The organism is Helicobacter sp. (assembly GCF_017502485.1).
In the GTDB taxonomy this organism is placed as follows: domain Bacteria; phylum Campylobacterota; class Campylobacteria; order Campylobacterales; family Helicobacteraceae; genus Helicobacter_B.
The window spans coordinates 29,933-51,054 of record NZ_JAFVUX010000031.1 but is presented as its reverse complement, the minus strand read 5'-3'; the positions used below and the strand labels follow the sequence as shown (position 1 = coordinate 51,054).

Sequence of the window (21,122 nt, the reverse complement as noted above, 5' to 3'; positions counted from 1 at the left end):
AATGTAGAATTGTATGTCTAGTTTTAATCCCAAAATTAAGGAAATAAATTGCCAACCATCAATCAGCTTGTTCGCAAAGAACGAAAAAAGGTTATTAAAAAAACCAAGTCCCCAGCATTGCTGGAGTGTCCACAAAGGAGAGGTGTTTGCACTCGTGTTTATACGACAACACCTAAGAAGCCAAACTCTGCCTTACGCAAGGTAGCCAAAGTGCGTTTGACAAGTAGGTTTGAAGTTATTAGCTATATCCCTGGAGAGGGGCACAATTTGCAAGAGCACTCTATTGTTCTTGTGCGTGGTGGGAGAGTTAAGGACTTGCCAGGTGTGAAGTATCATATTGTGCGTGGTGCACTTGATACTGCTGGTGTCGCTAAGCGGAGTGTATCTCGCAGTAAGTATGGTGCTAAAAAGGCGAAGGCCAGTGGCGATAAAAAGTAAGTAAGGATATAGAATGAGAAGAAGAAGAGCGCCCAACAGAGAGATTTTAGGTGATCCTATTTATGACAATAAGGTAGTTACAAAATTCATCAACAAGATGATGTATGATGGTAAAAAGAGTATAGCGGAGAAGATAATTTACGCAGCGTTTGCTAAGATAGAAGAGAAGAGTGGGGAAAAGGGTATAGAGATATTTGAAAGAGCTCTTGAGCGGGTGAAACCGTTGGTAGAGGTGCGCTCTCGCCGTGTGGGTGGGGCAACTTATCAGGTACCAGTAGAAGTTCGCCCGGTGCGGCAACAATCTCTTTGTATTCGTTGGATCTTGGAAGCTACGAGAAAACGCAATGAGCGTACTATGGTTGAGCGGCTGGCAAATGAGCTAATGGATGCGGCGAGTGATAAGGGTGCTGCGTTTAAGAAAAAAGAAGATGTACATAAAATGGCAGAAGCAAACAAAGCATTTGCTCATTATCGCTGGTAGTTAAGGAGTTGTTATGGCAAGAAAAACTCCTTTAGAAAAAATTAGAAATATTGGGATTGCTGCACATATTGATGCGGGTAAAACAACAACTTCTGAGAGAATATTGTTTTACACTGGCGTAAGCCATAAGATTGGGGAAGTACATGATGGCGCTGCAACAATGGATTGGATGGAGCAAGAAAAAGAACGAGGAATTACTATCACTTCAGCAGCGACAACCTGTTTTTGGAGAGACCATCAGATTAACCTTATCGATACTCCCGGACATGTGGATTTTACCATTGAAGTAGAAAGATCTATGCGTGTTCTTGATGGAGCTGTGGCTGTATTTTGCTCTGTGGGTGGCGTGCAACCCCAGAGTGAAACTGTGTGGAGGCAAGCAAATAAGTATGGCGTGCCTCGGCTTGTGTTTGTTAATAAAATGGATCGTATTGGCGCGAATTTCTACAATGTAGAAAGTCAAATCAAAGAACGCCTAAAGGCAAATCCTGTGCCTATTAACATCCCTATTGGTGCGGAAGATGGCTTTAGAGGTGTTGTTGATCTGATTCAAATGAAAGCCATTGTTTGGAATGATGAAACTATGGGTGCTCAATATGATATTGAGGCGATCCCTGCTGACTTACAAGAAAAAGCAGTTGCTTATCGTGAGAAGCTTATAGAAGCAGCTGCAGAGCAAGATGAGACGCTTATGGAAAAATACCTTGGTGGCGAAGAGCTTAGTGTAGAGGAAATAAAGAGAGGCATTAAGCTTGGTTGTCATAGCATGAGTCTTATTCCTATGTTATGTGGTTCGAGCTTCAAAAATAAGGGTGTCCAGACACTGCTTGATGCTGTTGTGGATATTTTGCCTGCGCCCACGGAAGTAACTAATATTAAGGGTATAGATCCAAAAAATGAGAAAGAAGTATTTGTAGAGTCAAGTGATGATGGTGAGTTTGCTGGGCTTGCGTTTAAGATTATGACAGATCCATTCGTTGGTCAACTTACATTTGTCCGTGTATATCGAGGTATGCTTGAGTCTGGTAGTTATGTACTTAACTCAACAAAAGGCAAGAAAGAACGCGTTGGGCGATTGCTTAAAATGCATTCCAATAAGCGTGAAGATATTAAAGAGGTGTATGCGGGTGAAATTTGTGCATTTGTCGGACTTAAAGAAACTCTAACAGGCGACACTCTTTGTGATGAAAAGCGTCCTGTGATTTTGGAGCGTATGGAGTTCCCAGAGCCTGTCATCCATATTGCTGTTGAGCCAAAGACGAAGGCTGATCAAGAGAAGATGGCTGTCGCGCTTGGCAAACTTGCGGAAGAAGACCCAAGTTTCCGTGTCAGTACTCAAGAGGAAACAGGGCAAACTCTTATAGGCGGTATGGGGGAGCTACATTTAGAAATTATCGTTGATCGATTGAAGAGGGAATTCAAGGTTGAGGCAACGATCGGACAGCCGCAAGTAGCGTATCGAGAAACTATACGGGGCAGTGTAACACAAGAGTGCAAGTATGCTAAGCAATCAGGTGGTCGTGGACAGTATGGGCATGTCCATATCAAGCTTGAGCCAAAAGAAGCTGGCACAGGATACGAGTTTGTTAATGAAATTAGTGGTGGTGTTATCCCTAAGGAGTATATCCCAGCGGTAGATAAGGGTATCCAAGAGGCTATGCAAAATGGTGTGCTTGCTGGTTATCCTGTCGTGGATTGTAAGGTTACGCTCTATGATGGAAGCTATCACGATGTGGATTCTAGTGAGATGGCATTTAAGATTGCCGGATCTATGGCATTCAAGGATGCTTGTCGCAAGGCTAACGCAGTGCTGTTGGAGCCTTTAATGAAAGTTGAGGTAGAGGTTCCAGAAGAATATATGGGTGATGTGATTGGTGACCTTAACCGAAGGCGCGGACAGATCAACTCTATGGATGATCGAATGGGACTTAAGATTGTTAATGCTTTTGTGCCTCTCGCAGAGATGTTTGGCTATTCCACGGATTTGCGATCAGCTACACAGGGTAGAGGGACATATACGATGGAGTTTGATCACTATGGTGAAGTCCCAAGTAATACTGCAAAAGATGTTATTGATAAACGCAATGGCTAGATTCTAGTTATGAGCGATTACTCTGTTAGTGTTTTTTATACGAGCGCGCAGAGTTCTTTGTTTTCTAGTTTTCCTATTGACTTCATCCAAACTTGCGCCCTTGGTGGTGTGAGTAAAGCTTCTTTCACGGGCTGTAATATTGCTTATCACACAGGAGATGTGCCAGATTCGGTAGCGACAAACCGCGAACAAATTTTACGATATTTTGATGGAAAGCAGTTGTTGTGGTGTGATCAAATTCACTCTGCACATATTGCTGATGCGACGGATCTCTATGTAGTGCATCGGCTTACCAAGGGTGTAATCCAAGCAGATGGAATTTTGTGTGCAGATACTTCTTATGTTGCATTGATTATGGTAGCTGATTGCAATCCCATTTTGTTGTATGACCCTAAGTGCAATGTTTTTGCACTTTTGCACGCTGGGCGTGCTGGTGTATGTAAGCGAATTCTTACTCAAGCTACTCAAGCCTTGAAAGCCAAAGGTTCAAAGCCGAGTGATTTGCTTGTGTTTATTGGTTCTTCTATACGAGCTTGTTGCTATGAAATCGATTCAAGCCTTTGTGAGCAAATTGCAAATGACTTTGATGAGCGATATATACATATACACAATGGCTCTAATATGTTAGATCTCATTGCAATGCTGCGAGATGAATGTAGCACCCTAGGGATAAAAGATGAGCATTTAGAGATTTTAGATTCTTGTACGGCGTGTGATGAGCGATTGTTTTCTCATAGAAGGGCTAGTAAAAAACATATGCAAACAGGACGCTTTGGTCTTTTGGCGAGCTTGCGCTAGGTCTCATAGTTTTGAGCTTGAACTAAGTTCTACTTTTACGCAATAGCTTTTATTGCGCTGTTTAAACAAATTTGGCATATTTAGCTTTCAATTTTTTAGGAAAGGACACATAAATGGAAAAAGTTGGAATTTTTTTTGGTAGCGATGGTGGTAATTCAAAAAATGTGGCAGAGCGAATTGCAGCAGAGCTTGGAAACGCAGATCTTATTGATGTAGCAAGTGCCAGTAAAGATCAACTTACTTCTTTTAAGAATCTTATTCTGGTTACACCCACTTATGGTAGCGGTGATTTACAAACTGATTGGGAGGATTTTTTAGATTCTCTAAGTGATGGAGATTTCGCTGGGAAAGTTGTGGGACTTGTGGGACTTGGTGATCAAGACACTTATTCAGATACATTCTGTGATGGAATCTCTCATATTTACAATAAAGTAAAAGATAGCGCGACAATCGTAGGGCAGACTTCAACTGATGGATATGAGTTTTCTGATTCTCAATCTATTGTTGATGGTAAGTTTGTGGGCTTGGTACTTGATGAAGACAATCAAGATGATAAAACAGCAGATAGGATCAAAGCGTGGGTTGCTGATATTAAAGGCAAACTTGCTTAATGTTTAAACTTAAAGGCAGGCTTCTACCTGCCTTTACTTTTCTCTACCTGTTTCCCCATTTTTTCTAAGACATGATAGCGATCTGTTTGTAATATAGGACTTTGAGATTAAAAGATGCAGTCATTCTCCTATCTATCATAGGTTTTTAAAAAGTCTTGTTTTTGGGTATTGCTTGGACTTGTGATTGGTGTGGTCTTTGGCGAGTTATTAAAGCCCGGGCACGGAATGCATCTTGATGCAGTAAGCCTTGATGCTCAAAGTGTGGAGAGCTATATTGCACAAGGTGCTTCACAGCAAGCTCAAAGTGTAGGCGAAGAAATCTACCATATTCTATTAAGTGCAATTCCGCACGATCCTATCACACCATTTGTTGAGGGCAAGACATTGCAGGTATTAGTAATGGCACTTGTAGTTGCGATTTTACTCTCTTTTGTAGCACCTAGCTTTAAGGAAAAATGCTTGAGATATTTTGAGAGTATGCAAGAACTTTCTTTAAAGTGCTGACAATTTTGATTTGGTATAGTCCACTTGCAACTTTTGGGGCAATGGCATATCTCATCGCACATTTTGGGTTTAGTTCTATTGGTGGAATGATTATGCTACTGCTGACAATGGCACTAGCGATTTTAGTGTTTATTTTTGTAGTACTTGGGGTAATTTGCAAAATTGGCGGAATTAATATCTTCGCTTTATCTATGCAGAGGTACTCGTGGTCTTGCGACTTCAAGCAGTGAGACGGCTCTAGCTCCACTTATGCGCAAGCTTGAGCATGCCGGCGTGCAAAAGGCAAGCGTAGGGTTGATTATGCCAACGGGGTATAGTTTCAACCTTGATGCGACAAATATTTATCTAAGTCTAGCGGTGATATTCTTATCCCAAGCATTTGACATTCACATTAGTTTTGTGCAGACATTGACGCTTATTCTTATTTTGATGATTTCATCAAAGGGTGCAGTTGGGGTTACAGGCAGTGGCTTTGTTGTTCTAGCAGGTACACTTGTAGCACTGACGACAGCGGATGGTAGCCAGATTATCCCAGCAGTGAGTGTGGCAGCGATACTTGGGATTGATAAATTTTTGAGCGAGATGCGTGCAGTTGGGAATCTATGTGGCAATGTGATTGCTTGTGTGATGGTGAGTATTTGGGATAAGCGCATAAATAAAGAGCGTTTCCTCTATGCACTTGATCATCCAGAAGAGTTTAAGGTCGTATAAGTTATGCCAAAGGCACCATCACTTGCTCGCCCTATCCACAAGATAAATAGGATTTTGCTCAATGATATTTGTCTTATCATTGAGCTTTATTTCACAAGTGCTAGAGCAATAAAAGCCTAGTTGAAGTCTTTTATTGCTTCGCCTTTTACTGTTTGGCGATTCTAAGCTAGAGTCTATTCCCTCCCCTGTTTGAGATTCTAAGATTGTCGAGCCAGAATCGTGGTTTTGCAAATCTCGCAAAGCAGATAAGATTAAAGGTCTATCAACACCGAGAGATGAAGTAATCCGCGATTCTAGTCCGTAGGCTGAACCCATTTTACTTATCTGCGTAAAACTTGCCTAACTCTCTCAACACTGAGTCGTTTAAACTCTCCACAAGTAAAGCCCTTATTTCCCGCAAAGTCGCAGCACTGTGCTTTAGGATGCATAATGACTTCGCCACTCGTGCAGGTTTTGGCAATAAATTCTAGAGATTTATCTTGCTCGTCTCTGCGAGTAGAACGTATCGCATAAAGTGCAATATCTTCATCTAAAGGCGTGATGTGTAGCCGCGGCAAAAGCACGGATTCTGTATATTTAGGCATATCTAAAATGGTTAGAGTAGAATCTAGCTCTTGTGTGTATTTTTTAGCTCGTAGCTATACACACTATGGTCGCATACGATGTGGATTTGTTCTACCCTTCCCTTACCTTAAAGCTTTCTCGCACTAGAATCTAGTGCCTTATGCACCTCTTTGTATTTGGCTTCCACACTTTGTGGATAGTTTTTATGTGCCTTGCTACGGCAGAGATTGTTAAGATTTTGAGGATACACCACGCTTACACTAGCTTTTCACATAAGGATTCAAATACTTCTTGCAAAGCTCTTTTGTCTTTTAAGCTTGATTGCGGAGCAAAGACACGCTTGAACAAGTGCTCTAAAGCATATGACTGCCATTTGAAATTCTGTTTTAGAATCTGTAGATTCTAGCCTAGGTATTTGCCCTAGGCAGTGAGCGTTGGATATGAGGCAGGAAGCTCATCTTTTTATTAAAAACACTTAGTGTATTTTACCCAAAATATTAGAGCTAAAATGCTTGCTACGAAGCGTGAAAACGCGCCATTTGCACTGGGGTTGAGTTTTGGGCGATTTTGCTACTATCAATTTCTAGGAGGCAGGAGATGGAGCACATAGAGCAGGCGGCGCAAGTTTCGATACCAAAGTATTTATAACCTTTTTTAACTCTTCTCATATCTGTGCGTTGTCTCTCTGGCTAAAATCAGTGATTACTTCATTTCGTGTCCCCACACTAGATTCTATAACGCCCTTAGAATTTGCTCCATTAAGTAAATCTTCTAACCTTGCGATTTCCTTCCGCACTGCCATTTCTCTGCCTAGGCGTGAGTGTCAGATCTCTGCTAGGGCAAACCTTTTCGCAAAATCCGCATTCACACATTGATTGATGAAGTCTTCTACTTTGCTGCTTTGTTTGAGATTCTGCGTGTGGGCTTGGGGATTATAGCTGATGATGACATCAGGATTGATAAGCGCGTGCAGGTCAAAATCTCTTTTATCCTGAGATTTATGTGATATGCATTTTCAAATAGAATCTATAACTCTAGCCAACTAGCCTGAGATAAGGATATGTGAAACTTGCATCATAAGAAGTGGGCAAGTATAAAGCCTAGGGAGCTAAAACTTTTTAGCGATAAATGTCACAAGCAAGTCTAGCTCGTCATCGCAAGCGTTATTGTCCGCGTGGCGATCCATTATCACAAAAAAGCCCTAGCAAGAGAGACAGCAAAGCTTAGGAGCGAGTTTGAATCAAGCTATAAAGCAGAGCTAGACTCTAGCCTAGGGCAAAGCTTGCCAGAATTTCTAAGCACACAAGCCAAGCAGCAAGCGCGCGAAGTAGTGCAAGAAGTCGACTACCAAAGCTTGCTAGAGTATGCAAAATCTCTAAAGAGATAATTAAGCAAAGTGGTAAACAAGCCGCACAAGAAGCCCTTGCAAACTCTAATGTGAGTGAGAGTAGCCCTGCCCACTTCTCTCTTAGCAAAAAAAGCTAGGCTTACAGCACGGGGATTTAATCTTTGTCAAAACTTCGCAATCTGCGTTTGATAAAGCCATTAGCCAAGCTACACAAAAAGACAAGGTAAGCTATACGCATATAGGAATCTTTGATTTGCACTTAGATTCTGTGCTAGAAGCAGAGCCAAAGCAAGGTGTAATTCGCAAAAAGCTTGAAGTATTCTTAAAAGAGAATCCGCTTTTTGATATTATGCGTCTCACTCCAAAAGTCGCCAAAAAGGTTGATATACAAGCAAGCATCAAACGCGCAGAAAAGCACTTGGGAGAGCCTTATGACTTTAGCTACACAGCAAATAATGGTGCGATGTATTGCAGTGAGCTTGTGTATGAAGCGTTTTTGGATACAAAGGGGTGGTATATTTTAGTGCAAAGCCTATGAATTTTTACACACCCGATGGCAGTTTGCCACAATATTGGGAAGGACTTTTTAAAAAATTGCAAAAGCCCATTCCGCAAGGTGAGCTAGGCACAAACCCAAATGATATGGCACGAGACAAGGCACTTATGCGGGTAAATAAGTCCTAATCTTGTTTCATAAATTCGTATAAACTCCATTTTAATGCGTAAGGAATTGAGCTACCGTGGGTTTGATTAGCAAATTCTTGATAATTTACCCCGTTGGGAATTTGAATCCTTAACATCTCCACAATCTCATCAATATCCAAATCTTGAGCTTGAAACACTTGATTGGTTTGTGTAGTTTTTTGAGTATGTCTCTCTAAGCTTCCGTATGTTAAAAACAATTTTACATTCAAGTATTCTGTGGAATTTCTCACATTATTCCTAACAAGTTGTCCTTTATCAATCCATAATGAAGGAGAAGCACTCGCATAATGAGTAAAACCACCTTTTTGATTAAATAATGTATTCAAAACAAACACACCCCCAAAAGAATGACCAAAAAGTAATTGTTTCTTAGGAGTCTCATATTGTTCTGCTATAAAAGGCAAAACCTGACTTGTTATAAAGTCCAAAAACTGATCTGCCCCACCAGTTTCATCAACCCTTTGCGTAAGAATAGAATCTCGTGGCACAGAAGACAAAAAATCATAGCTTCGCAACACCCTATCAAATGCCAAAGGACTATCGTGTCCAATAGCTACAATAAGGGGAAGCTTATCATACATATCAATATCAGCACTTACAAGATTGAGAATCATAGGAAAAAATGCATTTCCATCAAGAGTATAAAATACGCTTTGTGTATCGCTTTTTATTTTCGGCAGAGCAATGTGGATTTGAAACCACCGATGTTGAAGTTCTTTTATAGAATCTAGTTGCTCCACTTCCCCACACAAAGAATTTGACATAAACTCTTTAGCTTTTTTCTTTCCATTACCACTCACGCAAAAAGTCTTAATTTCAAAAAGCTCTGCCACTTCTGTATTTAATGGCTCAATCACTCCACTAGGCTTTGCCCACATACTTATATAAAATAATATGATAAAAGATAAGATTCTATACACAATCCTATCCACGCTCCATATACCCACTCTCATAGAGCATAAACATAAATCGCTTAGCTATCATCTCTGCCCTTTCCATAATCATCGCAATATGCTCTTCTTTTACATACACAGATTCTAAGCTCTGCTTAAAAAGCTCAAGCCACACAGCAAAAAGCTCTCTAGGAAAAGGGGGTAGGTCAAGATGAGCTTTCAAAGGGTGTCCGCTATAATCCCCACTATTTAAAAGCATACCTTGCCAAAATGTCGTAATCTTTGCCTTATGCTTCTCCCACGCCATATCATCAGTGCCAATTTTAGCATTAAACACATCGCCTAGCCCACGCTTATCAAAACGCACCTTATTATAAAAAATATCCATAAGCCTAATAATAGAATCTTCACTTATCACATCAAATTTTTCTTGCATACTTGCTCCTTTTAAAAAATTAACTTCACATATAAAATGCCATTTTTGCTAACACCACAATGAAAAACCCAAGCACCAAAGCCACCTTATGAATACTCTTTGCCAATGGATTTTTTAGCCCCAAAAACCTGCACGATAAAGACACAATCACCATACATACAATACACAATGCCAACACGACTTTTAGCATCAATAGCACCTGCAAGGGCGAGTCAAAAAATCCTTGTGTTGTGCCTACATAGTGGCTTATCATCACTCCGCCACTAAGTAGTAGCAAAAGCAGACAAAGGGGCATTATTTTCACGCCCCGCTTTGAGATAATGCTAAAGATTTTATCTGCTAGTTCATCGCCAAGTGCCTTTTTTAGCGGACTAAGCAACACCACATCAGTGAAAATAAATCCTAAAAATATAATCGCACAAAGCAAATGCAGCGTAAGCATATATGGATAGATTGTCTCCATTTTATTCCTTTTATTGATGATAAATAGAATCTCAGTGCAATGCTAGACAAAATCACACAAGAAAACATTGATATATGTTAAGATTCTCTATTTTTAAGGATTATTTATGCAAGAGCTTTTTGATATTATGGTACAAATTGGCAATAAATGCACATACCAAAATGGCGAGATTTTATTCCTACAAGGGCTAAAGCCTACGCATTTATACTTGCTTCTTAGCGGCAAAGTGCGGCTTTATAAAACAAAAGAGCATATCTCACAAGAGCAGCACACGCTGCATACGCTTTCATCTCCGCAGTTTATCGCTGAAATGCCCTTTTTTATGCAAAGTCCTTATCCTGCAAGTGCGGAATGTGCCTCAATATGTGAGATTATCACTATAAGTTATGAGAGTTTCCACACGCATTGTTTGGGAAATAGCGAGATTTGCCTACTTTTCATCACTTCATTATGCAAAAAAATTCAGATTCTAGAATCTCACATTGCCCTGCAAAGCCAAAATCTGCAAGAAAAAGTTCTAAGTTATCTCTCACACAATAAAGCAAGTCTTCACACACTCACCCAGCGCCATATTGCACAAGCCCTAAATATCGCACCAGAATCCCTATCACGCACCCTAAAAGCCCTAAAGACACAGGGCATACTTACCACGCACAAGGGCAAGATTAGTCTGCTTTAGTTTATTTTTTATGCAAAACTATAAAAAGGCTTTTTGCCTAAAGACATAGAATCTAGGCTTTTAGATTCTATAAAAACATAAAATGTAAAAATACATTAAGAATCCTCGCCAAAGATTCTGTGTTAGAGCTTTAAGATTTTGCAATCCCTAAACACCCCATAGCGATATTCATACATCACAATGCTATAAATCCCAAATAGCCCACTTCACGCTTTTACTCGCACCACACACATTAAAGTAAGGTGTGAAGAGGCAGTCGATTGATTTGACAAAATGGGCGAGAAGCAAATAGTTTAAAAATAGGGTTAAATTATGTAAAAATGGCGTGCTTTTGCGATTATAATTTGTACCGATTGTTTTAATCGTGTTATTTGAAAGCCGTGCTAGATTGTGCTAAAGTGTTTAAGGTTTTAGCAGTTTGGCTATTGTAGCCTACTAGCTTTTGTGCGCTTTATGTGCCACAAAGCCACCACCCCCAATTCCCTAAAATCTCCTTCATAGATCTAAAAGTATATGTTGTATCCCAATCACTTAGTAATCTTACACACTTTGGCAGGTGAATTGTGGGTTGGGTTTGCATGAGTGAGCCATCGTACGCGCTTGACTTTTTAGGGCTTTTGGCGTATAATCGCGCTTTTGTGTCAGGGTAGCTCAGCTGGTTTAGAGCGCTGGTCTCATAAGCCGGAGGTCGGGGGTTCAAGTCCCCCCCTTGACACCACTGTACTAGACCCGGTTTTTACTCCCTCTATTTTCTAAGCTTGATTTAGGTTTACTTACTCTAGTTCCATCTTTTTGATAATGCAATGCCTTGCTAGCAGATAGCTCACACCACTTAGTAGTAAGTATGTAATAAGTTTTTGCACATAAAGTAGCCAGCTATCTATACCGACTTTGCTTTGCGTGATTATGGCAAGAGAGTTGATATTGATAGGAAAAAATATGCCAAAAAGTAACCCAAGAAGCGTGCTAATAACACTCCCGCACAAGCAAATCCCCAAAAACAGCAGTAGCCCTAGCACTAAGCGATAGCTTGTAATGTGCCACACATTAAGCAAAGTTAGCGTAAGCAGAATATACATAAGCCAAGTGAGTATCTCACCTAGGATATAAGTAGTACTAAGAAGAACGATAAATATACTGCGCTCACCGAAAGTTGCAAAGATTTCTCGCACAAGCATGCCGATTTGTCCAAGTATGGTTAAAATATCGAAATCGGCGACTAGAATCAAAGCTTGCACACCAATAAAGCCATAAAAACATACCGAAGCACCAATTAAGATAAAGCAACTAAGCACCTTTGCTAAAAGGATTGTATCAATCCCCAGTGGCAGGCAAAAAAGCAAATAGCCATAGTCTCCAAAGAGACTCTTCCCGAAGGTAGAAATTATAAGAAATATATGAGCAACCACAAGCAAAAACACCGCGCTAAAAGCCCCGATGACGCAAAGCCCAAATGCCACATCAAGGAGATTGTGCAAAGTAGGACTGGTAACTGCAGCAATATCAAGTTCACTAAACCCAACACACCCAAACACACATAGGGCAAATACAGCACCAAGCACTACAAGTGGCAAGTAATGCTCCTTTAATTCATAATGGAGAAGTCGTCTCATAGCGCACCTTTTGTAAAATCTAGTAGGCTAGAATCTGGGCGGTTGGATTCTAATGCGGCAGATTTGGCGAAAGCTTGTTTAAAGGCAGTTTCTAAGCCATCTACATTGGCAGTAAGTGCAGCGACACTGCTATGTGCTAGCACACTACCATTTGCTAAAAATATGGCTTCATCAAGGATTTTTTCCACATCATAGATTAAGTGCGTAGCGATGAGTATGCTTGCATCTTTGTTGTAATTATCTAAAATAAGTTTAAAGACAAAGTCTCTTGCCACAGGATCGACCCCAGCGATTGGCTCATCAAAGATATAGAGCTTGGCTTGGCGCGATAACATAAGAGCTAGGGAGAGCTTTTCTCTATTGCCTTTGGAGAGTGTTTTGACTTTTTTAGATTGATCAAGTCCTAGCTGCTTAAGAAGTGTGCGGATTTTATCTAAGCTAAAGTCATCAAAAAAATCTGCAAAAAAACCACACGCATAACCAATACTCCAATGTAAGGGGATATGGTTTTTATCAGGGAGATAGGAGACATGTGCCTTTGTCCTATCGCTAGGCGGCTCACCAAGGATTTTTACACTGCCTTCATATTGGCGTAAAAGCCCTAGAAGCACTTTGATCAATGTTGTTTTCCCGCTGCCATTTGGACCAAGTAGTCCAATGACTCTGCCACTTTGGAGATTTAAGGAGAGATTATTGAGTGCTAGAGTAGAATCGTATTGTTTGCTTAGCATAGAGATTTCAACAAGCATAAGACACCTTTCTGTGGGGTTTGTGGATTATAGCAGAGCTTTTTCAAAGATTTTTATGCTTGTAACAACGATTGCAAAGCAATAGATCCATAAAAGTGCGATTCTGTGGGTATTTGCACTTGATTTTGCGATGAGCTTTATCCCAATGATTACGCCTATGATCGAAGCAAGTCCTATGAGCATAGCTGCACTAAATAGCCTACTATCGACTATATCCATTTGATAGAGTGAGAGACTCCCAGTCGCTGATGAAAACACAACAAAAAATAGCGAGAGTGGCACGACTTTCTTAGAGTCATAGCCTAAGTAGTAGCCAAGAATGGGCGCGATCAGTAGTCCTCCACCAATACCAAGCGAGATAGCAAATACCCCGGTAAACGCGCCTGCTAGTACTAAAATAGCACGCTTTTTGTAGAGATTTGTAATGGGGCTTAGGTTTTGAGTAACCTTAGATTTTGTAGCAAATCGATAGAGAGAAATAACTGTAAGCAGTAAAAACGCTAGACTAAGAAATAATTCACTACAAAAGTGTAGTATTACACCGCTAAGACTTGCACCAAAGATACCTCCAACCCCTATAAAAACCCCTTCTCTAAGATCAAGCAAGCCTTTTTTATAATTAAGTAGTGAGCCAAAGACACTAGCAAATATCATTTGCACGATAGAAATGCCAATGGCATGTTGGATAGGGAAGCCTGCAAGTAGCATACAAGGCACGATGATGACTCCACCTCCTATGCCAAAAAACCCCGCCGCCACGCCAGATACTAGTCCAAGCGCGATAAAACCTGGAGTCTGCCACCAATCCAAATATGCAAACAATGTGAGCATTACTCTCCTTAATAGCTAGATTCTATGGTCTAGGTGTCTATGCGCATAGCACTTTTGCTTGTTGTAGTGGGGTTGTGATAGATATCCCACTTTGTTAGTACAATCTCTGCTTTACGCACTAAGAGATTATAAAGCACAATGCTAGGGATTGCTACAATAAGCCCCATAGCTGTAGCTTTTAGTGCAAGGGCTAGTCCTGTCATTATAGTTTGGGTATCAATTTGCGCACTGTTGCCAATATCAATGAAAGTGATCATAATCCCGGCTACGGTGCCAAGCAGTCCGACATAGGGGGCATTTGAGCCAATGGTGGCTATGAGAGTTAGTCGCTTATGTAAATCAAGCTCCAATAATCGCTTATCGACATAATCATCAACTCGCACGGTTGCATAAAACCACGCTCGCTCAATCCCAATGGCAATCACCAAAACCGAGAGCGACCCTAAAAATCCCAACACAGAATAATCAATAATTTCTTTCATTTTCTACCTTTGTAAGTTAGATTCTACAAGCTTTTGCCATAGTTTTTAAGGCTTGCGCGCGCTTCTTTATTAAGTATCTTTTTCTTAATGCTTTCACGCTTATCGTGGAGCTGTTTTCCACGCGCAAGGGCTAGCTGGAGCTTGGCTTTATTGTGCGCATTAAAGTAAATGGATAATGGCACGATAGTGAGTCCATTTTGGGAAACTTTGCCCAACCACTTATCAAGTTGAGATCTATGGAGCAGAAGTTTCCTGGCGCGCTTCTCATCAGGTCGGAAGTGAGGGTTGGTGCTTTGGAGAAAAGAAATGTGCATACCAAAGACAAAGAGCTCCCCCTTGACAAAGCGTGCGAAGCTGTCTTTAAGATTACAGCGGCTAAGGCGCAGAGACTTGACTTCAGAGCCTAGCAAGACTATGCCACACTCTAACTTTTCTATAATCTCATAATCAAATAACGCTTTTTTATTTTGCGCGATAAGTTTCATAGCGCGCCTTGTGTGCTGAGAGTAGATTCTGGTGTGTTAGGTGTGCTTGTGCTGGAATCTATGCGAAAAAAGCTACTTCCACTCCCAGAGAAAAACCAGCTCTCCCCAAGTTCTTTAGCCACAGATTCTAGCTCTTTGTAGATGGCACAAGCTGGGAGAAAGAGATCATTTAAGCTCTCAGCAGCGCCACTAGCAAGGATGGCAGAGTTACTGAGAGCGGTGAAGTCCTTAGCATTAGGATTTGGTGTGCTTGTAGCAGTGTAGTGGCGGTAGACCTGAGCTGTATCACAAGCGATTTTAGGTGTGTATATGCTAAAGCGCGTAATGTCATTAAGCCTAGAATCACAAGGCTCAATATGCTCACCAATGCCAGAAACCTCCGCACAATCTACTTGTGATACAAAAAACGCCACATCTGCGCCGATACTTTTGGCAAGGTTGCTAAGTGTGGTGGGCAGGGGGGATTTAGGATTTTTAGGGCTTGCAAAATATGCGTACATTTGCTTTGCTTTGCCCTTAAACTCTGCCCCATATCGCGCAATTAGTGCTGCTAACACAACCCCAGCATTAGAGCTACCTCCCCCTAGTCCTGCGCCACTAGGGATATGCTTTTGCACTTCTATGCGCACCGGTGGAAAGCGCACACCATCAATTTTGCGTAATGCTTGCAGGGCAAGATATACACTTGAGTGCTCTATCTTGCAAGGAAAATTACCTAGTACACAATCTTTTGCGGCATTTGGGGTGTGTGTGATGGCAATTTCATCATACAAATCCCCTACTACACGCACAAAACGCGAGTGCAGGAGATGATAATTATTGGGCGTTTTGCCTACAATGTGGAGATAAAGATTGACTTTAGGGTAGGACTTATAGAGCATTAGCGTTTGATATGTTTGCCCAAATTAAGCAAGGCTTCATTGGGGGAATCGCCTATAGCCTTTTTGTTTTCACTGGCGATGGCTTCTTTAAGCTCTGCGCGTAGGATAAGAGTCTTTGGCGGAGCTTCAAAGCCTAGCTTCACACTCCCCCTGTCGATGGATACGACTTTTATGATGATATTATCGCCTATTACGATACTTTCATCTTGCTTTCTAGAGAGTATGAGCATAATCTATCCTATTGAGAAGATACGAGATACTGCCATCTCGATAGAGCTGTATTATAGAAAAAAATTCATCAAATTGCACTATATAGCGTGGATTTTTATCCAAATCGACTCTAGTTTGCACGCTAGAATCTAAGTCATTTTGCGTGAGCTTTTTTCCGTGGTAAAAACACTCCTTATAGCGCGGATCTATGGGCAAGGTGGGGTAGGGGAGAGTCTTTAGTGGATCTAGTTTTATGATTTTGCCCCTTTGTGCGACTAAATCCCCCTCGCTTACACGCTTTAGCGCACTAAGTGTGCCAAAGCTCCCAAGCTTTTGTGCGATTAGGCTTCCAAGAGAGCGAATGTAAGACCCCTTGCTTACACAGGCGCGAAAGGAGATGAAAGGATGCGCATAGCATAAAAACTCTATGGTATAGCTATGCATAGTTGTGGGGGCTAGCTCTATGCTCTGCCCTAATCTAGCCATTGCATAGGCGCGCTTACCTTGGATCTTTTTGGCACTAAAGGCTGGGGGTGTGTAGGTAATCTTTCCTACAAAGCTCTCTACCACTTTGCGCACAAAGCTAGAATCTAGCGGTAGAGTAGAATCTATGTGGGTGATGTTTTCTGTATCAAGACTTAGGGACTTTGCCCCTAGCCATAAAGTGGCTTCATAGACCTTGGGTTCTGTTTTGATAAAAGGCAAGAGCTTTGTGTAAGCTCCTGTGGCAATGAGCAATGAGCCTTGTGCAAATGGATCAAGCGTCCCAGAGAATCCGGCTTTGCTAGTGTTGTAATTTCTTTTAATCTGTGTCAAAAAGCCGTTACTTGAGATGAAAGCGGGTTTATAGGTAAGCAGAAGTGCGTTCATTGTCGTCAAATTATTGGTTAGATTCTAGTGTGGGTGGGAAGTCTAGGACTCTAGCGCGTGCTAGGATCTGCCCATCACATAGCTCTATTTCTGCATTGGGTTGCAAGCTTGCAAGCGTCGCTGGCTTGCCATTGTGTAGGATCTGGGCGAAATTCTCGCGCACAAGGCGTTTGGGATCAAGAGCTTGTAATTCTTTGGCTAGGGATTGTAGGGCATATTCTTTTTCGCGCAAAAGTGGCAATTGCCTATACTGCAAGGCTTGTGCATTAAGCACTGTAGCCTTTTGCTTCCAAACTTGTTCCATAGTAGAATCTAGCAATGCGCGTAACTGCTCTATTTGCTCACTGGCGAAAGATAAGGTGCGCTCATAGCTTACTTGTTGGTAAAGCTCTAGGAGATGATCGCAGAACCTTTGGGCTTTGTCCAGGGATTCTAGCACATACTTGTCGTATTGCTCACGGATTTCATCAAGTCGCAAAAGCCACTCTTTCTTATCTGGCAGGATCATCTCCATACAAGCTGAGGGTGTAGGTGCGCGCATATCGGCGACAAAATCACTAATGACAAAGTCTATTTCGTGTCCAACAGCAGAGACAATTGGTGTGCGCGCATTAAAAATCGCCTCTGCTACAATCTCTTCATTAAACCCCCACAAATCTTCCATACTCCCACCACCTCTACCAATAACAATGATGTCAAAAGCATTGCTTGTGCCAAAGAAACTATCCACATAGGCGATATTGTGCGCGATATGCTTGCTCGCTTGTGCCCCTTGTGTGAGTGTATCAAAAGCGACAAGCTTTGTAAGATTCCAGCGTACGCTAGCTATTTGCTTCATATCTTGCAAAGCTGCGCCAGAGAGGGAGGTGAGTAGGGCGATTTTTTTAGGGAAGAGAGGCAAGGGTTTTTTGTTTGCAAAGTAGCCTTCAGATTCTAACTTTTTTTTCAAGGCTTCATACTGCGCACTTAGAGAGCCGTTGCCACTTTCTATAAGAGAGTGGCAGATGACTTGGTATTCCCCGCGAGGTGTATAGACACTAAGCGCACCTTTTATGGTGACTTGTATACCATTTTCTGGGAAAAAGCGCAGAGACTTGGCATTGCCCTTAAACATCACGCAGCGAATAGAGCTTTGAGAATCTTTAAGGCTAAAATACAAGTGTCCACTTGCTTTGTGCAAGGTAAAGTTGCTGACCTCACCTTGAAAGAATACTTCTACAAATGTTACTTCAAGCAGGGATTTAATCTGCGCATTTAGCGCGCTTACACTTAGTGGCCCTAGTGCGCTCACTGCATAGTCCTTGTAACAATCCGCAAGACATCATTATAAACCCCTAGTGCCAAAAGCCCTAGAAGCACGGTCCACCCAAACATAGTGAGAGCGTATAGCGCTTTATCACTCATTCGCTTTTTCATCAATGCTTCATAGCATACAAAGACAATTTGCCCGCCATCAAGGGCTGGGATAGGCAAGAGATTGATTACAGCAAGATTGACAGAAATTAGTGCCATAACCATAGCAAATGCATAGAATCCACTTGGGGCAACTTCTGCCATCACATCAACAATTCCTATAACTCCGCTTAGCTCACCAAGTGGGATAAGCCCTAAAATGAGTCGCTTTAGTGATTCAAAGATCAAGAGACTTGCGCGCACTACTTCTTGAATAGCAAACTTGATGCTAGCAACTAGCCCTAAGTGTTCTACCCCCACTTCACCCTTAGCAACTATGCCAATCATAGGGCGTTGTATTGTATCGCCGAAGATGTTTTGATAGTTGCTAGATTCTGGTGTGATGGTAAGCGACTTTAGCTCATCACCACGCTGTATGTGGAGTGTATGTGGAGTGTATGTGGGGGTAAAGGAGCTGTCACTAGGTTTGGCTTGAGCTATGATTTGACTAAGCTGCTCCCAAGAAGTGATAAAGGTAGAATCTATCTTTATGATGCGATCATCAGGGAGAATTCCAGCTTTTTGTGATGGGCTCTGCTCTTGCACGCTACCCACTACGGGCTGGAGTATATTCACCCCAGATACTCCTATAGCAATATAGAGTAAAAATGCTAGCAGTATATTAAAGACCACGCCAGCAGATAGGATTGTGATTTTTACCAAAGGGTGTCTTGTATTGTAGCTATCTTTAGCGATTTCGTGGCTGGTTGGATTGAGGTCATCCTGCCCTTTTAGTTTGACATAGCCACCTAGCGGGATAAGAGATAAGGCATATTCTGTATTGCCTATACGCTTGCATAGGAGCTTTCTCCCAAAACCTATACTAAAGACCTCTACGCGCACGCCAAAGAGTCTCGCTGCGCAAAAGTGCCCAAGCTCGTGGAAAAATACCAAGAAGCATAATGCCAAAAACGCGCTGAAAATGCCCATTAATCCATACTTTTGTAGTATTTTATGGTGTAATCCACCCCAGAATAAAATGTCATAAAAGTTGCCAACCACAAAAGCATATTTCCACCCGGAAAAAAGTCCGCGAGTAAAAATGCGATTGCAGCGATTTGGAAGCCTGTTTTGTATTTGCCAAGATAACTAGCGGCAATGGACTTACCAGAGCTTGCTACCACCACGCGCAATCCTGTGATGAAAAACTCTCTGCTCAAAATGATAAACACTGCCCAAGCATTCGCGCGCTCCAATAGTAGCAAGGCGATAAACGCACTAAGGATAAGCATTTTATCTGCTAGGGGGTCAAAGACTTCGCCAAAGATGGATTCTACCTTGCAGTGCCTAGCAATATAGCCGTCAAAAAAATCTGTCAAAGAAGCGAGACAAAAAATCAAGCAAGAAAAGTAATTTATCCAGCTAGAATTCACCCAATCAGGCAAGATGAGATCGCTGTGTAAGAGAAAAAAAAGTAAGAACACCGCAAGAAATATGCGTGCAATTGTTAGGACATTTGGGAGTTTTTTTATCATAAGCTAATCCCCAAATACACCCACAGTGCGCTAATTGATGGTTATTTCTCAACAAGATCACTAAAGCTTATGTCGCTTGTGAGATCTGCTGCGATTTGCATAAGGGATTTTGTTTCTCTCTTTAGATCATTGATAATGCCCTGATCAATGAAGCCAGAGAGTTTGCGTAGCTTTTTGTAAGCATTTTTGGAGACATAGGGGCGAAGTGTTTTGATCTGCTTCTCATCGATATTTGGAAGCATTTGGAATACTTTTTTTAGTTCCTTGGCAGGGATGGGTTTTTTCGCCATTGGATTTCCTTTAGTTCTATTTGTGTTGTTGTGCATTAGTGCGATAGCCACGACACACGATCTATACAAAATATGTCAGCCTGCGAATGATTAGCGAAAGGCGATTATAGCAAGAAAATGCCATTTTTTATAAATATTTTATCCCAAGTTTGTGTCAGGCAGAAATTGTCTCAATATAAGCGCAAAATCCAAATTTACAATAGTTTTGGCACATTAAAATGGTATAATGCCCAAAAATATTTGGAGAAAAAAATGCGTTGGTTACAATACTTAATGATCTGCTTGTTGACTCTTGTTATCTTTGCTGGAGGCGCGTTGTTTTCGCATTTTATCATTGATATGAAGGAGATTCTGCACCTAGGGGAGCGATCGCACCACTATACATTGGATACCGTAGAAGCCATACAAATTCCCTATGAGCAATATGAGAGCAAGGTTATTATCAGTATGCCCAATAAGATAGGATATAGCGATGTAGAGCGACAGCAAGATCTTGTCAGTAGATTTTCTCGTGTTCTTAAGGAGATTGCAGATCGTGTTGCCAAGTCGCCATTATATGAGCGTGGAGCGTGTTTGGTGCAGTCAAAAATATTAGAAGATGAAGCAATGGTCGGAGAGATTAGTTGCGTTATCACGGAAAAGGACATAGAAGAGTATAAAGCCTTGTTAAAAGAAATTGACTATCTTACTCTAAAGAATGGTGGCTTGCGCGCAGGGGTATCAAGCTTGTATCCTGTCGTAGATTTTGCACAAATTGAGAATGCTAAGCAGAATCTACGCGCGCGCTTACTAGAAAAGGCGCACCAAAGCGTTGTATTCTACTCAGAGCAGACAAAGAGACGCTGCTTACTGCTAGCAAGTAGTGAGAGGGGTGCATATAGCTCAAATGATGTAATTGCGCGTGCACTTGGTGCTAGTAGAGAATCGCTTAGTGGCATTAATCTTTTTGCTACGATTCTTCCTATAACTACCGATATTGAGGTGCCTTTAGAGAAATCCGCTCCATTGCACTTAGAAGCGCACATTACGATTAGGTGTGATTAATGCAAGAGGTTAGAAAG

31 protein-coding genes, 1 tRNA gene and 1 pseudogene are annotated in these 21,122 nt (G+C 41.5%); 14 read left to right on the top strand and 19 right to left on the bottom strand.

The window, feature by feature from the left end; genetic code table 11:
* The first annotated feature begins 48 nt into the window (after positions 1-48).
* From rpsL to IKB69_RS07025, 7 genes and pseudogenes are all read left to right on the top strand, one after another.
* Complete coding sequence (gene rpsL / locus IKB69_RS07060; RefSeq protein WP_285257709.1) at positions 49-438, top strand: 30S ribosomal protein S12; 390 nt, start codon at positions 49-51, stop codon at positions 436-438.
* Between the two features lie 13 nt (positions 439-451).
* Complete coding sequence (rpsG, locus tag IKB69_RS07055; RefSeq protein WP_290947776.1) at positions 452-919, top strand: 30S ribosomal protein S7; 468 nt, start codon at positions 452-454, stop codon at positions 917-919.
* Positions 920-932: 13 nt separating this feature from the next.
* Entirely contained in the window at positions 933-3,011 is a 2,079-nt protein-coding gene (gene fusA, locus IKB69_RS07050; protein ID WP_290947775.1) for an elongation factor G, read from the top strand.
* A 57-nt stretch (positions 3,012-3,068) separates the two neighbouring features.
* Positions 3,069-3,809 (top strand): polyphenol oxidase family protein, encoded by a 741-nt coding sequence (locus IKB69_RS07045; RefSeq protein WP_290947774.1) that lies wholly within the window; start codon positions 3,069-3,071, stop codon positions 3,807-3,809.
* 113 nt (positions 3,810-3,922) lie between these two features.
* Complete coding sequence (locus IKB69_RS07040; RefSeq protein WP_290947773.1) at positions 3,923-4,420, top strand: flavodoxin; 498 nt, start codon at positions 3,923-3,925, stop codon at positions 4,418-4,420.
* 225 nt (positions 4,421-4,645) lie between these two features.
* Positions 4,646-5,154 (top strand): annotated as a pseudogene (locus IKB69_RS09155) (cation:dicarboxylase symporter family transporter).
* Positions 5,155-5,173: 19 nt separating this feature from the next.
* Positions 5,174-5,635 (top strand): cation:dicarboxylase symporter family transporter, encoded by a 462-nt coding sequence (locus tag IKB69_RS07025; protein ID WP_290947770.1) that lies wholly within the window; start codon positions 5,174-5,176, stop codon positions 5,633-5,635.
* 18 nt (positions 5,636-5,653) lie between these two features.
* Here IKB69_RS07025 and IKB69_RS07020 read toward each other — a convergent pair whose 3' ends face one another.
* From IKB69_RS07020 to IKB69_RS07005, 4 genes are all read right to left on the bottom strand, one after another.
* Positions 5,654-5,950, bottom strand: a complete 297-nt coding sequence (locus tag IKB69_RS07020; RefSeq protein WP_290947769.1) for a hypothetical protein — start codon at positions 5,948-5,950, stop codon at positions 5,654-5,656.
* Between the two features lie 5 nt (positions 5,951-5,955).
* A complete protein-coding gene (locus IKB69_RS07015) occupies positions 5,956-6,219 on the bottom strand; it encodes a hypothetical protein (RefSeq protein WP_290947768.1) in 264 nt (87 codons plus the stop codon).
* Positions 6,220-6,326: 107 nt separating this feature from the next.
* Positions 6,327-6,449 carry a hypothetical protein gene (locus IKB69_RS07010; RefSeq protein WP_290947767.1) on the bottom strand — a complete coding sequence of 41 codons (123 nt, stop codon included), beginning with the start codon at positions 6,447-6,449 and terminating at the stop codon, positions 6,327-6,329.
* A gap of 414 nt (positions 6,450-6,863) precedes the next feature.
* Positions 6,864-7,001 carry a hypothetical protein gene (locus IKB69_RS07005; RefSeq protein ID WP_290947766.1) on the bottom strand — a complete coding sequence of 46 codons (138 nt, stop codon included), beginning with the start codon at positions 6,999-7,001 and terminating at the stop codon, positions 6,864-6,866.
* A gap of 69 nt (positions 7,002-7,070) precedes the next feature.
* Between IKB69_RS07005 and IKB69_RS07000 the strand changes: the two genes are divergently transcribed.
* The 4 genes from IKB69_RS07000 (at position 7,071) to IKB69_RS06985 (ending at position 8,231) form a co-directional block, all read left to right on the top strand.
* Entirely contained in the window at positions 7,071-7,205 is a 135-nt protein-coding gene (locus IKB69_RS07000; protein ID WP_290947765.1) for a hypothetical protein, read from the top strand.
* Between the two features lie 168 nt (positions 7,206-7,373).
* Positions 7,374-7,586 carry a hypothetical protein gene (locus tag IKB69_RS06995; protein WP_290947764.1) on the top strand — a complete coding sequence of 71 codons (213 nt, stop codon included), beginning with the start codon at positions 7,374-7,376 and terminating at the stop codon, positions 7,584-7,586.
* 118 nt (positions 7,587-7,704) lie between these two features.
* Positions 7,705-8,085: a YiiX/YebB-like N1pC/P60 family cysteine hydrolase gene (locus IKB69_RS06990; protein WP_363240375.1), complete on the top strand. Its 381-nt coding sequence runs from the start codon at positions 7,705-7,707 to the stop codon at positions 8,083-8,085.
* Positions 8,082-8,231 (top strand): hypothetical protein, encoded by a 150-nt coding sequence (locus IKB69_RS06985; RefSeq protein ID WP_290947763.1) that lies wholly within the window; start codon positions 8,082-8,084, stop codon positions 8,229-8,231. Before IKB69_RS06990 ends, IKB69_RS06985 begins: the two co-directional genes overlap by 4 nt.
* Here the strand turns inward: IKB69_RS06985 and IKB69_RS06980 are convergent.
* The 3 genes from IKB69_RS06980 to IKB69_RS06970 all read right to left on the bottom strand — a co-directional run bounded on the left by IKB69_RS06980 (position 8,228) and on the right by IKB69_RS06970 (position 10,044).
* A complete protein-coding gene (locus IKB69_RS06980; protein WP_290947762.1) occupies positions 8,228-9,109 on the bottom strand; it encodes an alpha/beta hydrolase-fold protein in 882 nt (293 codons plus the stop codon). The two genes, IKB69_RS06985 and IKB69_RS06980, sit on opposite strands and share 4 nt — an antisense overlap.
* Positions 9,110-9,176: 67 nt before the next feature.
* On the bottom strand, positions 9,177-9,581 hold the full coding sequence (locus tag IKB69_RS06975; RefSeq protein ID WP_290947761.1) for a group III truncated hemoglobin: 405 nt from the start codon (positions 9,579-9,581) through the stop codon (positions 9,177-9,179).
* 25 nt (positions 9,582-9,606) lie between these two features.
* Positions 9,607-10,044, bottom strand: a complete 438-nt coding sequence (locus tag IKB69_RS06970) for a copper resistance protein CopD (RefSeq protein WP_290947760.1) — start codon at positions 10,042-10,044, stop codon at positions 9,607-9,609.
* A 106-nt stretch (positions 10,045-10,150) separates the two neighbouring features.
* Between IKB69_RS06970 and IKB69_RS06965 the strand changes: the two genes are divergently transcribed.
* Entirely contained in the window at positions 10,151-10,723 is a 573-nt protein-coding gene (locus IKB69_RS06965; protein WP_290947759.1) for a Crp/Fnr family transcriptional regulator, read from the top strand.
* A gap of 640 nt (positions 10,724-11,363) precedes the next feature.
* Positions 11,364-11,441, top strand: a tRNA-Met gene (locus IKB69_RS06960).
* A gap of 55 nt (positions 11,442-11,496) precedes the next feature.
* On the opposite strand, the gene IKB69_RS06955 is transcribed toward IKB69_RS06960, so the two are convergent.
* The 12 genes from IKB69_RS06955 to IKB69_RS06900 are packed head-to-tail and all read right to left on the bottom strand — an operon-like array spanning position 11,497 to position 20,061.
* Complete coding sequence (locus IKB69_RS06955) at positions 11,497-12,336, bottom strand: hypothetical protein (protein WP_290947758.1); 840 nt, start codon at positions 12,334-12,336, stop codon at positions 11,497-11,499.
* Positions 12,333-13,085 carry an ABC transporter ATP-binding protein gene (locus IKB69_RS06950; RefSeq protein WP_290947757.1) on the bottom strand — a complete coding sequence of 251 codons (753 nt, stop codon included), beginning with the start codon at positions 13,083-13,085 and terminating at the stop codon, positions 12,333-12,335. Before IKB69_RS06950 ends, IKB69_RS06955 begins: the two co-directional genes overlap by 4 nt.
* Before the next feature lie 27 nt (positions 13,086-13,112).
* Positions 13,113-13,916: a sulfite exporter TauE/SafE family protein gene (locus IKB69_RS06945; RefSeq protein WP_290947755.1), complete on the bottom strand. Its 804-nt coding sequence runs from the start codon at positions 13,914-13,916 to the stop codon at positions 13,113-13,115.
* A gap of 29 nt (positions 13,917-13,945) precedes the next feature.
* Complete coding sequence (gene exbB, locus IKB69_RS06940; protein WP_290947753.1) at positions 13,946-14,398, bottom strand: TonB-system energizer ExbB; 453 nt, start codon at positions 14,396-14,398, stop codon at positions 13,946-13,948.
* Between the two features lie 23 nt (positions 14,399-14,421).
* A complete protein-coding gene (gene smpB, locus IKB69_RS06935) occupies positions 14,422-14,883 on the bottom strand; it encodes an SsrA-binding protein SmpB (RefSeq protein ID WP_290947751.1) in 462 nt (153 codons plus the stop codon).
* Complete coding sequence (locus IKB69_RS06930) at positions 14,880-15,764, bottom strand: 4-(cytidine 5'-diphospho)-2-C-methyl-D-erythritol kinase (protein WP_290947749.1); 885 nt, start codon at positions 15,762-15,764, stop codon at positions 14,880-14,882. Before IKB69_RS06930 ends, smpB begins: the two co-directional genes overlap by 4 nt.
* A complete protein-coding gene (locus IKB69_RS06925; protein WP_290947747.1) occupies positions 15,764-15,994 on the bottom strand; it encodes a carbon storage regulator in 231 nt (76 codons plus the stop codon). Before IKB69_RS06925 ends, IKB69_RS06930 begins: the two co-directional genes overlap by 1 nt.
* Positions 15,978-16,844 (bottom strand): tRNA pseudouridine(55) synthase TruB, encoded by an 867-nt coding sequence (gene truB / locus IKB69_RS06920; protein WP_290947745.1) that lies wholly within the window; start codon positions 16,842-16,844, stop codon positions 15,978-15,980. Before truB ends, IKB69_RS06925 begins: the two co-directional genes overlap by 17 nt.
* Positions 16,845-16,854: 10 nt before the next feature.
* Positions 16,855-18,135, bottom strand: a complete 1,281-nt coding sequence (xseA, locus tag IKB69_RS06915; RefSeq protein WP_290947743.1) for an exodeoxyribonuclease VII large subunit — start codon at positions 18,133-18,135, stop codon at positions 16,855-16,857.
* On the bottom strand, positions 18,132-19,226 hold the full coding sequence (rseP, locus tag IKB69_RS06910) for an RIP metalloprotease RseP (protein WP_290947741.1): 1,095 nt from the start codon (positions 19,224-19,226) through the stop codon (positions 18,132-18,134). Before rseP ends, xseA begins: the two co-directional genes overlap by 4 nt.
* A complete protein-coding gene (pgsA, locus tag IKB69_RS06905) occupies positions 19,226-19,768 on the bottom strand; it encodes a CDP-diacylglycerol--glycerol-3-phosphate 3-phosphatidyltransferase (RefSeq protein ID WP_290947808.1) in 543 nt (180 codons plus the stop codon). Before pgsA ends, rseP begins: the two co-directional genes overlap by 1 nt.
* Positions 19,769-19,812: 44 nt before the next feature.
* Positions 19,813-20,061, bottom strand: coding sequence for a hypothetical protein (locus IKB69_RS06900; RefSeq protein WP_290947739.1), 249 nt, complete (start codon positions 20,059-20,061; stop codon positions 19,813-19,815).
* Positions 20,062-20,313: 252 nt separating this feature from the next.
* Between IKB69_RS06900 and IKB69_RS06895 the strand changes: the two genes are divergently transcribed.
* Complete coding sequence (locus tag IKB69_RS06895; RefSeq protein ID WP_290947737.1) at positions 20,314-21,105, top strand: hypothetical protein; 792 nt, start codon at positions 20,314-20,316, stop codon at positions 21,103-21,105.
* Positions 21,106-21,122: the final 17 nt, after the last annotated feature.

Excerpts from the sequence above, each read along its gene's own strand:
- rpsG (WP_290947776.1), top strand. The coding sequence starts at position 452 with ATGAGAAGAAGAAGAGCGCCCAACAGAGAGATTTTAGGTGATCCTATT.
- fusA (WP_290947775.1), top strand. The coding sequence starts at position 933 with ATGGCAAGAAAAACTCCTTTAGAAAAAATTAGAAATATTGGGATTGCT.
- IKB69_RS07040 (WP_290947773.1), top strand. The coding sequence starts at position 3,923 with ATGGAAAAAGTTGGAATTTTTTTTGGTAGCGATGGTGGTAATTCAAAA.
- IKB69_RS07025 (WP_290947770.1), top strand. The coding sequence starts at position 5,174 with ATGCGCAAGCTTGAGCATGCCGGCGTGCAAAAGGCAAGCGTAGGGTTG.
- IKB69_RS07020 (WP_290947769.1), bottom strand. The coding sequence starts at position 5,950 with ATGGGTTCAGCCTACGGACTAGAATCGCGGATTACTTCATCTCTCGGT.
- IKB69_RS07015 (WP_290947768.1), bottom strand. The coding sequence starts at position 6,219 with ATGCCTAAATATACAGAATCCGTGCTTTTGCCGCGGCTACACATCACG.
- IKB69_RS07005 (WP_290947766.1), bottom strand. The coding sequence starts at position 7,001 with ATGGCAGTGCGGAAGGAAATCGCAAGGTTAGAAGATTTACTTAATGGA.
- IKB69_RS06985 (WP_290947763.1), top strand. The coding sequence starts at position 8,082 with ATGAATTTTTACACACCCGATGGCAGTTTGCCACAATATTGGGAAGGA.
- IKB69_RS06975 (WP_290947761.1), bottom strand. The coding sequence starts at position 9,581 with ATGCAAGAAAAATTTGATGTGATAAGTGAAGATTCTATTATTAGGCTT.
- IKB69_RS06970 (WP_290947760.1), bottom strand. The coding sequence starts at position 10,044 with ATGGAGACAATCTATCCATATATGCTTACGCTGCATTTGCTTTGTGCG.
- IKB69_RS06965 (WP_290947759.1), top strand. The coding sequence starts at position 10,151 with ATGCAAGAGCTTTTTGATATTATGGTACAAATTGGCAATAAATGCACA.
- IKB69_RS06955 (WP_290947758.1), bottom strand. The coding sequence starts at position 12,336 with ATGAGACGACTTCTCCATTATGAATTAAAGGAGCATTACTTGCCACTT.
- IKB69_RS06950 (WP_290947757.1), bottom strand. The coding sequence starts at position 13,085 with ATGCTTGTTGAAATCTCTATGCTAAGCAAACAATACGATTCTACTCTA.
- IKB69_RS06945 (WP_290947755.1), bottom strand. The coding sequence starts at position 13,916 with ATGCTCACATTGTTTGCATATTTGGATTGGTGGCAGACTCCAGGTTTT.
- exbB (WP_290947753.1), bottom strand. The coding sequence starts at position 14,398 with ATGAAAGAAATTATTGATTATTCTGTGTTGGGATTTTTAGGGTCGCTC.
- smpB (WP_290947751.1), bottom strand. The coding sequence starts at position 14,883 with ATGAAACTTATCGCGCAAAATAAAAAAGCGTTATTTGATTATGAGATT.
- IKB69_RS06930 (WP_290947749.1), bottom strand. The coding sequence starts at position 15,764 with ATGCTCTATAAGTCCTACCCTAAAGTCAATCTTTATCTCCACATTGTA.
- IKB69_RS06925 (WP_290947747.1), bottom strand. The coding sequence starts at position 15,994 with ATGCTCATACTCTCTAGAAAGCAAGATGAAAGTATCGTAATAGGCGAT.
- truB (WP_290947745.1), bottom strand. The coding sequence starts at position 16,844 with ATGAACGCACTTCTGCTTACCTATAAACCCGCTTTCATCTCAAGTAAC.
- rseP (WP_290947741.1), bottom strand. The coding sequence starts at position 19,226 with ATGGGCATTTTCAGCGCGTTTTTGGCATTATGCTTCTTGGTATTTTTC.
- IKB69_RS06900 (WP_290947739.1), bottom strand. The coding sequence starts at position 20,061 with ATGGCGAAAAAACCCATCCCTGCCAAGGAACTAAAAAAAGTATTCCAA.
- IKB69_RS06895 (WP_290947737.1), top strand. The coding sequence starts at position 20,314 with ATGCGTTGGTTACAATACTTAATGATCTGCTTGTTGACTCTTGTTATC.